The sequence below is a fragment of the Alkalihalobacterium alkalinitrilicum genome (assembly GCF_002019605.1).
GTDB lineage: Bacteria > Bacillota > Bacilli > Bacillales > Bacillaceae_F > Alkalihalobacterium > Alkalihalobacterium alkalinitrilicum.
Genome location: NZ_KV917368.1, coordinates 2,340,759 through 2,353,606 on the forward strand (window position 1 = coordinate 2,340,759; position 12,848 = coordinate 2,353,606).

Sequence of the window (12,848 nt, forward strand, 5' to 3'; positions counted from 1 at the left end):
TTTGATATGGCTAAACAAAACAAGGCTTATAAGTTTCGACTGTATCCAACAGATGAACAGGCTTTGATGATACGCAAAACTTTTGGTTGCGTTCGTTTTGTCTACAATAAAATGTTAGCAGAACGAAAAGAAACGTACGAAAACCTGAAAGATGATAAAGAAGCATTGAAAAAGGTGAAGCATCCCACTCCTGCTAAATATAAAAAGGAGTTTGCATGGTTAAAAGAAGTAGACTCATTAGCCCTAGCAAATGCACAACTAAACTTGAATAAGGCATATAAAGCATTCTTCAAAGGTAATGCAAAGTTTCCAAATTTCAAAAGTAAGCGACATAACCAAAGCTACACAACGAATGTCGTAAATGGGAATATTCAGTTGTTGGAGGGTCATATCAAATTACCGAAACTAAAAATGGTGAAAATCAAACAACATCGAAACATTCCTTCTGACCATACAATCAAATCTTGTACAGTTTCTATGACTTCATCAGGAAAATACTATCTTTCCATTCTCACAGAGTACGAAAAAGAGATTAAGAGTAAGGACATTGAAAATGTTGTAGGTTTAGATTTTGCGATGAATGGGTTATTTGTTGATAGTGAAACAGGTAAGAAAGCCAATTACCCACGTTTCTATCGACAAATGATTGATAAATTAGCAATTGAACAACGTAAACTTTCTCGCAAAAAGAAGGGGTCCTCAAATTGGAACAAACAACGTATTCGAGTGGCTAAAATCCAAGAAAAAGTCGCCAATCAACGAAAAAACTACTTACATCATCAATCGAAAGCATTAGTTACATCTTATGATGCGGTTATTATCGAGGACTTGGATATGAAAGGGATGTCACAAGCTCTAAAATTCGGGAAAAGTGTCGCTGATAATGGTTGGGGAATGTTCACTTCTTTCTTACACTACAAGCTAAAAGAACAAGGGAAACAACTTGTCAAAATAGATAAATGGTTCCCATCTACTAAAACTTGTTCGAGTTGTTGTTCGATAAGAGAAATACGATTATCGGAACGTACCTATCAGTGCGATTGTGGGCTAAATCTTGATAGAGATTACAATTCGGCGCTAAATATCAAAAAAGAAGGCATACGCTTATTAGCAACTGCCTAATGCAAATATAAACTCTTGGAACAAGAGGGTTAGCTTGGTCAAATTCGTCAGCTACCAAAAGTGGCGATTACCCAAGAAGCCCCACTTCAAACAACCCGTAAGGGTGGTAAGTGGTGGGTAGTTCACAAGTTATATAGAGTTCTCATAGATGGCTACAAAACTATATATCTCTATGAAACTTATGCAATTTTTATACCAAATATTAAAAATATTCTAAACAGTTTTATTATAGGGATTCCAACGAATTACTTACACATCCTCGATTGGAATTCAGACGTCCCTAAATGAATGGTTGTTCATTTTTCATACACTTTTTACTTTTCTGCCATAGTTAATAACTAGGTCAACTAAGTTGATTATAGCCATTGAAATGTACCACCAAATGACAAAAAGTGTACAAATGAATGACAGACTGTTTACCAATGCGATTCTTCTAATGATAAAAGATATAAAACCATATGTTATAAAAATGTAATTAATTTTCAATAAATCAGTCTTCTGCAAACGGGACAGACTAACTCTTTTTATTACGTAGTAGACTCATACTGCGCAGCAAACAATCCTTCATGAAAGAATGTAAATAGCAAGAAACTAGTTTAAAAGGTGAAGGTCAGCCGACGTACCTTTGGTATAGCAGGGCTTCAACCTCGGGAGTTCTCCACCAGTTGCCTGTCAGCTACTGAGCGTCTTGGTACTTACTCAGGTTGGACTTTCACCAACTAGCAATTAACGGCTTTTTTTGTTGAATTTTTTATTAATTCGCAATAAAAAGGGGCCTCCATTAATTAAGTGATATTACATATTTCGAGGATTATCTACAATAAGAGGAGATTTTTGATCAACAACAAAAGGTAGGGCCTAACTTTTACGATCACAGAAAGTTTTATCCTTTTGTATGAAGTCCAACCTTATTTAAGATTCCTTTTCTGATTAGAGGATAATTAACTTAACTATAATTATAAATTTGTGAAAGAAGTTAGTTCTTTTTAGTTGGAAGTAAGGCTTCTAGTAAAAAGTAAAACGTCCCATTACTCACTCAATAATAGGACGTTTTTGTAACACTAAAGATGGATTTATAAAACGATAATTTAAAATTGCTGTAGTAGCCCCAGTCCACACCGAAGACTTTCTACATTGCTACGGTCGCACCCATGGGTTGCCTTTAAATTTTGCCCAAAATCGAATCCGATGTTCCAATTACATCAGTTTTTAGCTCCAACCGCCGCGTCGGTAAGGGCTTTCTCCCACAACTGCACGGTGGCCTCAGTTTGTTCAACCATCGGATAGTGTCCAGCGCCATCGATGCCTACTAAAGTACCATCATGCAGGCCATCCATGGTTCTAGAAAGGTAGTCAGGGTTGACTAGTGGATCGTCACCCCCATAGAGAACCGTCGTCGGTCCGTTGAACGCACCAAGGTTGTCTATAAAGTTGGCACCTGTCCAGTTTGCTAGGTATGCCTTCCATGCATTATGATCCATGGTTTCATGACAACGAGATACGATGTTCGCCAGTTGTCGGCTAGACAAGTTAGGAGCCAAGCTATGCAAAGCGGCCCCAGGATCTGACCATGCATTGGCATACTGATTATAGATATTATCGGGTAGTGGCGTTCCTTCTGCTGATACCGGGGTGAGTGCGACCACGGACATGACTCGACCAGGTGCAAGCGTGGCTACGCGGATCGCTGTCGCTCCCCCCATCGAATGACCTAGAACCATAAAGCGGTCCCACCCTAGTTCGTCCGCCGCATTTAATGCGGCTTTAGCCATCGAATCTAAACATTCGCAAGGAGGAATCGTCCGGTTAGTGCCATAACCGGGAAAGTCCATGTAAGCGTATGTGAAATTGTCAAGATCAGTCAATGATCGAGACGCTAACCAGATTCCGCTGTCCAATGCCCAACCATGTAAGACCAGTACACGATTTGGACCCCTTCCTTCAACACAAGCAATACGGGTTTCCATTCTTTTGCTCACACTCCTTTTATAAGAAATAACGTATATCGAAATGAATTAAAAATCACACGTCGAACCATTTCCATCTTAGCGAGTAAGCCAAAGACGGGGTTCCCAGCTTTGACGAAAGACTTCTCGTAGGTGATCAGTTGCATCCTCCAAGGCAGTCTTTCCCTGACCCATAACACCGGCGAGCGCCGTAAAGCCGTGGATCTGCCCTTGGTATCGTTTCAAAGTGACTGTCGTTCCGGCGGCAACCAATCGACTAGCGTAAGCCTCGCTCCCATCCCGGGTTGGATCATACTCTGCTGTGATAATGCGTGTGGCCGGTAGGCCTGATAGATCTGGTGCTCGAAGAGGGCTGACCCGCCAATCTTGTAACATATCTGGGTTGTTAGCATAGTTGTCGAAGAACCACCGCATCATATCCGTGGTAAGGAAATAGTCGTTGCCATATTGATGGTACGATGGAGTTTTTAAGTCGTAATCAACAACCGGGTACATTAGGAGCTGAAACTGCAGGTTGGGGGTGCCGTAATTCCTCGACATCAGAGCGACAACTGCTGCGAGGTTCCCTCCTGCGCTCTCGCCTCCTACAGCAATGCGCTCTGAATCCCCATTGATCAGTGCAGCGTTATCTGAAACCCACTTCGTTGCAGAATAGCAGTCTTCAGCGGCACCCGGGGCTGGATGCTCAGGAGCCAATCGATATGCGACAGAGACTACAACTGCGCCACTCCGTTTAGCTAGAAGAGTGCAAACACCGTCACTCCCGTCAAGATTGCCTAGTACCCAGCCACCTCCATGAAAATATACTAGAATTGGGAAAGCTCCGTTTCCTTCAGGCGTATAGATCCTAATGGGAATATCACCGTTGGGTCCAGGGATAGATCGATCGCTGATGTCCGCTATTTTGCACGGCTTGAGGCTGGAATCAGCGAGGGCTGTTGAGAATACTTCCCGCGCCATAGGAACGGGCATATCATTTAATGGCGGAAGCCCTGAATCCGCCAACCCCCGAAGCCATTGTTCAGCTTGAACGTCAAGTGTCATGATAATAACCTCCTCTTTCCAATTTTAATAAGTATTTGGCTCATAGACCGCCCAAGGGTCGGGCAGTTTTCAGTTCTCGGGTGTAACTAATTATTCGGTGGTACTTGTTAATATAAATTTATTCACATTACCAGCATTACCTTCATCGCAAAGTTGCCGATATGCTGGAAAGCCACCAGCCCAAGACATAAGCAAAAGTCCTTTTCTATTAGGGTCTTTGGTTTGTTTGGTCCACCATGAAGATGTCTGTGGGATCAATGTCCCCTCCGCGATCTGCATATGTTGCTCGAAAAACTCTTCTTCGGATTCTTGTCTTGGCTCCAATGAAGCGTACCCATTCTTACGCATGAATTTGATCCAGTCGACGATCCACTCACCTTGCTGTTCGATTAGCGTCGGAGCATTTGTGAATGGAGCTGGATTATAAGGTCCACAGTATAGCATGAACATGTTTGGAAAAGAGTTGACCGTGATTCCTAAATAATCGTGGGGTCGATCAGCCCACCTCTCCTTAAGTCTTATGTGATTCCGTCCACGTATATCCATGGACAGCATGGAACCCGTATAAGATTCGAACCCCGTAGCCATTACAATGACATCTATATCGTACTCGGTACCTTCTTTGGTTCGGATGCCTTGTTCCGTAATTTGTTCGATAGGTGTACTCTTCATATCGATCAAACTCACATTGTCGCGGTTGCAGGCTGCGTAATATCCATGATCCAGAACGGGTCTTTTAGTAAGCCAAGGTGTTTTCGGGGTAATAATATCAGCAGTTTGTTCATCTCTAACAAGTTGTCGAATTTTTTCTCTAAAAAACTCTTGGGTGGTCTCGTTTGCCTCTTTATCAGCCAATACATCACCAAAGAGGTAGAGAAACGGGAAGCCACCTTGTTTCCAATTTTTCTCATAGATGCGGCGACGTTCCTCTGGCGAAAAGTCTAGTGCGTTACCAACAAAGTCATAGGGGAAGCCACCGAAGGTATTTCGTGAATATTCCCAAATCTCTTGGATATTTCTTTGTACAGCCTCGGTATCCTCATTATTTAGAGTATGATTTCTGCCTGGAACTAGGTGGTACGGATCTCGGATAAAGTGGAAAACCTGATCAGCAACCTTAGCGACCTCCGGTACTATTTGAGTTCCGGTGGCACCGCTACCAATAACGGCTACGCGTTTTCCATCGAAGTCGACACCCTCAGCAGGAAAACGCGAGGAATGGTACCAATCTCCTTGGAACCTATCAAGACCCTTGAGATCTGGGATTTTAGGATGCGACAACGCACCCACCGCAGGAACGAAGTACCGGGCCGCTACCTTTCTTCCAGATGTTGTGGTTATTAGCCAGCGAGTGCTTTGTTCATCGTAGACAGCGGACGAAACACGGGTATTAAATTGAATGTCGCTCCGAAGATCGAGCCTATCGACAACCCATCGGAAATAGCGGAGCAAATCTGACTGCGTCGAGTATCGTTCCGGCCAGGTCCACTCATGGGCGATGTCCTTGTCGAACCAATCAGAAAAGCAATAAACCATGCTATCTGAATCGGTCCGTGCGCCTGGGTAGCGATTCCAGTACCATGTTCCACCAACGTCGTCTCCCGCCTCGTACAATTTCACCGATAGGCCAATATCACGTAGCCGTTTTAGAATGTAGAGGCCAGAAAATCCCGCTCCGATGACGATGACATCGAATTCCTCATCTATTGGGACTTGAACCTTCTCCTTCAATATGAATCTCTCCCTTCTTTTTATAATTGACTGAATATAAAAAAAAATATAAATATTCTATATTATCTGAAAGTATATATCGGAACCGTTTTAATGTCAATATAAGTTAAAAGTTATTAAATCTTGCACTTTAAATTTCAAAACACCTTCCCTATAGATTGAGTTTTCGAACATATATTTAAGGAAGAAAAGAAGATGACAACCATAGAAAGAATGAAAGTAGATAGGAAACGAGGAGCAGTTTGACCTTAGAGTTAATCTTTATATAAAGAATTAAAAATGCAATCGTTTAGTAAATAACATCTAGATTTAAATTGAAGAGAAGTTAAAAAATGTCTAAAAGATGTAAAAAGAGGTAATATTTATAATTACAATCAATCTATAAATAAAAGAATAAATAAACGTTTCTTTTTTTGGGAGGGGGGGGACAGTAGATTTTCCTCTTGCGCACTTGTAATAAAACCAAGACAAAACTTCAAAGAAGATTATTGTCTTGGTTTTATTATTTATAACCCAATACCACTAGCTGCATTATCATCAAAAAGATTTGCCTTCTTTATGTATCGATGCAACGAATCACTTCGCTTATGCCTTGTCTGCTTCATTATCTGATGCTCTGCCTTCCCAGCTTTTGCAGCTTGACTACAAAACCCGCTCCTCAAACTATGTGCTCCATATCGTTTTGGATCGAGACCAACTTCTTCACAACACTTTTTCACAACCAAACGAACCGATTGTAGTGTTAAAGTCCCTTTTACTACATTTCCATGTCGATCCACTCGTCGAAACAACGGACCCTCTGTTAGACCAGAAGCCTCAATCCAATTTCAAAACTACGAACGGGACAGGTTAATGGGTTACTTCCAAAGGGGAGTGCCACATCATTTCCTTCCCCTTTTTGATCCGTTTTGCTTCGATTCAAATGGAGAATCAATCCGTCACGGGTTTTAGAGATGTCTTCAATGTTTAATCCGACCAATTCACTTCGCCTCAATGCCCCAGCCCATCCCATGACCAGTAAAGCTCGATTCCGTATACCACTTCAGTCGAAAGCTCATTCGAGTGTTGTATTTTTAATTCAAAATCAGTGGTCATTTTTATAATCACTCCCTTATTTTCCATCGTGCATAACGTGGTTTACCGTGACCCAATCGGAGTCGTTGGCGCGATTACACCTTGGAATTGTCCATTTTATTTATCTCTGCGTGTCGTTGCACCAGCAATTGCAACTGGAAATAGTATTGTGCTCAAACCAGACGATCAGACGCGGATCTCAGGCGGGCTTGTTATCGCAAAGCTCTTTGAAGATGCAGGATTACCGAAGGGGATTTAAATGTCATTGTTGCAGATCTTGAAGAAATAGGCGATTCTTTTGTCGAGCACCCAATTCCACAAGTATATCTTTTACAGGTTCAACAAAAGCAGGCCAACATATTGGGGCACTAGCAACGAAAAACTTAAAGAAACCAGCACTTGAATTAGGTGGCAATAACGCTTTACGATCAATGATAATACGGTTAATGGCAATACAAATTTGCCCTGAATGCATAAATTTACCAAATGAAGCAGCGGCAACAGCTTGATCAATATCTGCATCATCAAGAACTATAAGCTTTATGAACCATTTGTGGAAAAGCTTAAAAAAGCAACAGCAAAAATTACAGTTGGTAATCCGGGGGAAGATAATACTATTATCGGACCTTTAATTAATAAAAAGCAAGTAGATAGAGCGATGGCACTCGTTGAACAAACAGTGAATGAAGGTGCGACATTACTTCAAGAAGGAAAAGTCGAAGGAAATTTAATTTATCCTTATATCCTTGGTGATGTTACAAATGAGATGGGCGGCCGCTCAAAATGAAGTGTTTGCGCCAATTGCCATCTTGATTCCGGTCGATACAGTAGAAGAAGCAATCGAGGTTGCGAATGGAACACCTTTTGGATTAAGTGGAGCAGTCTTTTCTGGCTCACTTGAAAGAGGCATTAATGTTGCTAGAAAAGTAAAGACAGGGATGATTCACGTCAATGGTCAAACAATAAATGTCGAACCGAATGTTCCATTTGGAGGAGAAGAATTCTCCGGACTAGGCCGTTATTGCGGAGAATGGGCAATTGAAGAACATACAACTGTAAAATGGATATCTGTTCAAAATCAACCTCGTTCTTACCCATTTAGTTAAGGAGATTCACCTGATCGGGTGGTACAGGTTTATTATGGATATGGAGTATAGTATTACCTGGGTTTGGTCAGTTCTTAAACGGAAAAATACTGAAGGGGATTGTCCTTATCTTGTTAGAAGTTTTAGTAAATGTCCAAAGTAATTTTAATTTAACGATTATGTATTCTTTTATGGGAGAAATAAATAGAACTATTAAAATAACTAATTATCAGTGGCTAATGTTTTATCCCTGTTTATTTATGTTTGGCATTTGGGATGCCTATCGAGATGCTGAAGGAGACACTCCTTCATTTGCATATCTTCCTTTTGTGTTCGGGGCATTCTTTATTACAATAGGATTGATATACTCAACTAAATTAACTTTATTTGGAACTTTATGGGGTCCTGTTTTTTTACCGATGGCTTTTCTAATTCCAGGGATACTTACGGGGTACATAATAAAAGTTATTGTTAGACTTTTGATAAAAGAAAAAAAAACAACTTTATCTTTAACTATCAGCTTGAGTTGAACAAGCACTTGGCTTTTTAAGTGGGTCTTTTTACTGCGCAGTCGTTCATGTATTTTAAAACCCGAGATACACCACAGAGAATGAAAATAAGTAGTATAGTTTGTCCATACTGTTTCTACGGCTGGCGAGGAAGGTCGATGTACTGTGGTGCGTGAGAGCCCTTTGCGCAGTCTGACTCCTTCGACCACGGTGCACCACTGATTGTTGCTCCCATAAGGGAAGCACTCATGGTAGATTAATCCTATTCTGGTTGTTGCACCAGCCTCTAATACTATTTGCCGTAGAAAGGATGGTTTCAATGGATATAATCATTGAGAGAGCCTGTGGTATGGATGTACATAAAGACAACATTACTGCTTGCGTCATCACACCAGAAGGAAAGGAAATTAAGACTTTTTCAACAAAAACTGCATCCCTAATTCAGTTGATTGACTGGGTTAAGGAACATAAGTGCACTCATGTGGCAATGGAAAGTACAGGTGTTTACTGGAAACCTATTGTCAACTTGCTTGAAGCCGAGGATATTGAGTTTCTTGTAGTGAATGCTCAACATATCAAGTCCGTCCCTGGACGAAAAACCGATGTAAAAGATGCGGAATGGATCGCCAAACTACTTCGTCATGGTTTACTAAAAGCCAGTTTTATCCCAGACCGAAACCAACGAGAGTTGCGTGAACTTGTTCGTTACCGTCGAAGCATCATAGAAGAACGTGCGAGACAACATAATCGGATTCAAAAAGTTCTAGAAGGCGCTAATATCAAACTTGGTTCTGTTGTTTCGGATGTTATGGGAAAGTCTTCCCGTGATATGCTTCGCGCCATCGCTGAAGGCGAAGATGACCTTGAAATGCTGGCAAATTTCGCAAAAGGAAGGATGAAACAGAAGAAAGATCAGCTAAAACTCGCCCTCCACGGCTATATCAATGATCATCAACGATTCATGATAAAGACGGTTCTAAACCATATTGATTTCCTTACTGAACAAATCGATATGCTAAATCAAGAAGTAGCCGATAGATTGAGTATCCATCAAGATGACATCGATCGCTTAGATTCCATTCCTGGAATCGCAAGAAGAATGGCTGAGCAAATGCTTGCAGAACTTGGGACGAACATAAAAGAACAATTTCCTACCGCACCTCAAATGTGCTCATGGGCTGGATTGGTGCCAGGTAGTAATGAAAGTGCAGGGAAACGGAAGTCTCCTAAAACAAAGAATGGAAACAAATATTTAAAGTCCGCATTAACGGAAGCAGCCCACTCTGTGAGAAATTCAAAAAACTATCTAGGTGCTTTGTATCGTCGTACGGCATCTCGTAAAGGAAGGAAACGAGCAGGTATTGTCGTAGCTCATGCCATTTTACGTATCTCTTACTACCTCTTAACCCGAAAAGAGATGTACGTAGATTTGGGTGAAGACTACTTTGATAAACAAAGAGAACAATCAATTGTACGCCATTCGTTAAGAAGACTCGAAAACTTAGGATACGCTGTTTCATTATCAGAACCAGAAGCCTCTTGATTACAATCTATTTACTATAGTATTAACTTTTTAATTAGGCGCTCTCCCCTAAAAAAAATTAAATGAGCTGCGTCTTATTTAGTATTGCCATTTTACGAGTGCAGTAGAAGTTATTTTCATGGTAGTACAACCATACTATTCAATAGAAAATGATATTCCACAATCGGGCGCTTATCTACAGTATATAAAGAAGTAGTATTTAACGTATTTAAAGTTAAATATTACTTCTTTTTTGTTTCTTTAAAATCAACATATTTTATATGTCTAATATGTTGTGTCATTTTAATTTTACTTACCTCATAACTTTTTATAAACACCTGAATAAGCTACTTTTAATTGTTCTCTTAATTGCTTGTTTTCCTCTCCCAATTTTTGGTTTTTTCTTTTCAGGGATGCAATGAGGGCATCCTTATTGTTTTCATTCATTTCTCGCTTTACTTGTTTCGGTGTAGGTACTTGTAATTGTTGATTTCGCAATGTTATCTAAATACTTTATGTATTTCATAACCGGCATTACAGGGAATCCCTCTTGATCCAGAGGATATATTTAACAAGAAATAAACAGTATAAATCGCACACAAAAACGCTCAGAGTATACATCTGAGCGTTTTTGTGTGTCCTTATTTATCGAAACACCCTTGTATGTTTTATATAATCATCGTGGATTGTAATTTGAGATCGTTTATCTTTTTTACGGGCACTGGAGTCCGCTAAGGTGATTCCATTTTAATGTTAAACAGGGTATATGCGCTGCTGCTATATCAATAAAAATAGAGGAGCTATTCATCATGTGATTTGCACCTCTATTTTCTGTGTTATTTAATATTTTCTCTCCGATAACTGAAGACGTTCACTTAATACAACGTCTTCTTCATCTTACTGCGCCATTACCGTATGTTAAATTAGAAATGAACTCGTGTTTTATTTACTACTCAATTTCAAAGTCTAGTACAAGAATGTCAGTAAGTCCAACTTCTTTTAAATATGAAACTAGTTCTTGATGTTTTGGGTGTGGGCCATAAACTTCGAGCGCCTCTCGATTCTCAAAGCGTACAGTCAACCCAAGTTCAAACCCTTTGCTTCTTTCCGAAAAGTTAGTCCCTACTGCTAAACTAACAATCCCTGGAATATCATCTTTAAGAGTTTTCGCTCTTTTAATAATTTCTGCTTTTTGTTCACTAGTCGTATTTTCATTGAATTTAAAGCCAACGATATGTTCAATCATCAATGATCACTCCTCATCCTATTGTTATTCCAATTTTTTCAATTTTTTTAACTTTCTTCTTTATTGTACTACAGGAATAATAGATTGCAACTAAACTGCAATCGTTTTCAACTAGCTGAAAATTAAGAAAATAGTAGAGATAATAATTCCAGTATAAATTAGCGTAATGACAGTAAACCCCATAATGTCACGGATTTTCAAACCTGCGATCGCTAATAACGGAATTGCCCAAAATGGCTGGATCATATTGGTCCAAGAGTCTCCCCATGCAACCGCCATAACAATTTTTGCTGGATCTACTCCCATATCGATCGCTGTTGGAAGAAAAATAGGTGCCTGGATTGCCCACTGACCTCCACCAGAAGGAACAAACATATTTAAAATTCCTGCTGCAAAAAAGGTAAAGAGTGGTAACGTTTTTTCTGTTGCAATACTAGCAAAGAAGTTTGATAGCCAAACAGCTAGACCAGAAGCAGTCATCATTCCCATAATACCTGCATAAAAAGGGTATTGAAGGGCGAACTGTCCAACACTTCCTGAAGCTTTAATTAATCCACTACCTAGTTCACGAACATTTCCATATAGCAATAAACATGCAGTTAAGAAAATTAAATTCACGGTGTTTAAATCCAAGTTAAACCCATTTAAGTAGAAATGGTTAACTAAATAAGCTAATCCAAATAAACCACCTATCGTAACAATAAAACGACTACGATCTAATTTGTCATTAATAAAGTTTGTTTTACTTACATTTGGTTCTTCCTTCACTTCAACATCCTTTAATAATTCAGGATCTACTAATATACGATCTTCCATTTTTTTAGGATGAATTAACTTCATGACGAATGGAAGTGTTGCAAAGATAATTACGACTATCACGATATTTAGTAGAGAAGTTAATGTATCTGCTGTTGGAATAAGGCCTACTGTCTCCTCAAATGTATGACCAGGTGTCGCAACGAATAGAGCTGGAGACGAGGATAAACCACCTTCCCAAATAACAAATCCCGAATAGCCAGCAGCTACTAGTACACGATAATCTACATCGCGAACTTGTCTTCCTACTAGCTTTGCCATAATCCCTGCAACGACTAGTCCGAATGCCCAACTGATCAATGATGCTGCTAATGCTGTAAATGTAACCACTATAATAGCTACGTTAGGGGTTGTACACTTACTTGCAATTTTCTCAAGACCACGAGCAACAGGAGGAGTTAATGCTAGTGCATAACTCATAATAAATGTTGTAATAATTTGTGCAGTAAAAGCAAGTAACGACCAGAACCCGTCCCCCCAATGAACCATCATCTCATAAGGGGTGTTTTTAGTAATGAAAATTCCACCTAAAAAAGTAATGACTGTTAATAATACAGCAAATACAAATGCATCTGGAAGCCACCTCTCGGCAACTTTAGCAAAGAATAATGCTAGCTTTGAAATTGGATTGTTAGAAGTCTTTTGTTGACTTGTTTGAGTTTGTTTAACCGGTTCCATCGTTTCTCCTCCTTTTTTGTGTAATAGTTTAATAAGAATTATGTTTGCAATCTT

At 39.8% G+C, this 12,848-nt stretch carries 12 protein-coding genes and 2 pseudogenes; 6 read left to right on the plus strand and 8 right to left on the minus strand.

Annotation, left to right across the window (positions count from 1 at the left end):
• Window positions 1-6: 6 nt before the first annotated feature.
• Window positions 7-1,122 (plus strand): RNA-guided endonuclease TnpB family protein, encoded by a 1,116-nt coding sequence (locus BK574_RS10960; protein WP_078428633.1) that lies wholly within the window; start codon window positions 7-9, stop codon window positions 1,120-1,122.
• Between the two features lie 1,202 nt (window positions 1,123-2,324).
• On the opposite strand, the gene BK574_RS10970 is transcribed toward BK574_RS10960, so the two are convergent.
• The 4 genes from BK574_RS10970 to BK574_RS10985 form a co-directional block, all read right to left on the minus strand.
• Window positions 2,325-3,089 carry an alpha/beta fold hydrolase gene (locus BK574_RS10970; protein WP_078428635.1) on the minus strand — a complete coding sequence of 255 codons (765 nt, stop codon included), beginning with the start codon at window positions 3,087-3,089 and terminating at the stop codon, window positions 2,325-2,327.
• 78 nt (window positions 3,090-3,167) lie between these two features.
• Window positions 3,168-4,133 (minus strand): alpha/beta hydrolase, encoded by a 966-nt coding sequence (locus BK574_RS10975; protein WP_078428636.1) that lies wholly within the window; start codon window positions 4,131-4,133, stop codon window positions 3,168-3,170.
• Between the two features lie 90 nt (window positions 4,134-4,223).
• Window positions 4,224-5,864, minus strand: a complete 1,641-nt coding sequence (locus tag BK574_RS10980; protein WP_158211621.1) for a flavin-containing monooxygenase — start codon at window positions 5,862-5,864, stop codon at window positions 4,224-4,226.
• 506 nt (window positions 5,865-6,370) lie between these two features.
• Complete coding sequence (locus BK574_RS10985) at window positions 6,371-6,643, minus strand: site-specific integrase (RefSeq protein ID WP_218970572.1); 273 nt, start codon at window positions 6,641-6,643, stop codon at window positions 6,371-6,373.
• A gap of 344 nt (window positions 6,644-6,987) precedes the next feature.
• Here BK574_RS10985 and BK574_RS28805 point away from each other — a divergent pair, with 344 nt between their 5' ends.
• Entirely contained in the window at window positions 6,988-7,197 is a 210-nt protein-coding gene (locus tag BK574_RS28805; RefSeq protein WP_158211622.1) for an aldehyde dehydrogenase family protein, read from the plus strand.
• Between the two features lie 165 nt (window positions 7,198-7,362).
• On the opposite strand, the pseudogene BK574_RS28810 reads toward BK574_RS28805, so the two are convergent.
• A pseudogene (locus tag BK574_RS28810) lies at window positions 7,363-7,473 on the minus strand (aldehyde dehydrogenase family protein); the annotation flags it as partial.
• Window positions 7,474-7,491: 18 nt separating this feature from the next.
• Here BK574_RS28810 and BK574_RS28815 point away from each other — a divergent pair.
• The 4 genes from BK574_RS28815 (at window position 7,492) to BK574_RS11010 (ending at window position 10,075) form a co-directional block, all read left to right on the plus strand.
• A complete protein-coding gene (locus BK574_RS28815) occupies window positions 7,492-7,725 on the plus strand; it encodes an aldehyde dehydrogenase family protein (RefSeq protein ID WP_158211623.1) in 234 nt (77 codons plus the stop codon).
• Complete coding sequence (locus BK574_RS28820) at window positions 7,700-8,044, plus strand: aldehyde dehydrogenase family protein (RefSeq protein WP_218970573.1); 345 nt, start codon at window positions 7,700-7,702, stop codon at window positions 8,042-8,044. The genes BK574_RS28815 and BK574_RS28820 overlap by 26 nt, the downstream gene beginning before the upstream one ends.
• 110 nt (window positions 8,045-8,154) lie before the next feature.
• Window positions 8,155-8,553, plus strand: coding sequence for a hypothetical protein (locus BK574_RS11005; RefSeq protein ID WP_338020592.1), 399 nt, complete (start codon window positions 8,155-8,157; stop codon window positions 8,551-8,553).
• Window positions 8,554-8,851: 298 nt separating this feature from the next.
• Window positions 8,852-10,075 carry an IS110 family RNA-guided transposase gene (locus BK574_RS11010; protein ID WP_078428641.1) on the plus strand — a complete coding sequence of 408 codons (1,224 nt, stop codon included), beginning with the start codon at window positions 8,852-8,854 and terminating at the stop codon, window positions 10,073-10,075.
• A gap of 297 nt (window positions 10,076-10,372) precedes the next feature.
• Here the strand turns inward: BK574_RS11010 and BK574_RS11015 are convergent.
• The 3 genes and pseudogenes from BK574_RS11015 to BK574_RS11025 form a co-directional block, all read right to left on the minus strand.
• A pseudogene (locus tag BK574_RS11015) lies at window positions 10,373-10,555 on the minus strand (DUF6262 family protein); the annotation flags it as partial.
• 448 nt (window positions 10,556-11,003) lie between these two features.
• Window positions 11,004-11,300, minus strand: coding sequence for a Dabb family protein (locus BK574_RS11020; RefSeq protein WP_078428642.1), 297 nt, complete (start codon window positions 11,298-11,300; stop codon window positions 11,004-11,006).
• Between the two features lie 111 nt (window positions 11,301-11,411).
• The gene (locus tag BK574_RS11025) at window positions 11,412-12,794 is read right to left on the minus strand and encodes a short-chain fatty acid transporter (protein ID WP_078428643.1); all 1,383 of its coding nucleotides are present in this window, start codon (window positions 12,792-12,794) and stop codon (window positions 11,412-11,414) included.
• Between the last annotated feature and the right edge of the window lie 54 nt (window positions 12,795-12,848).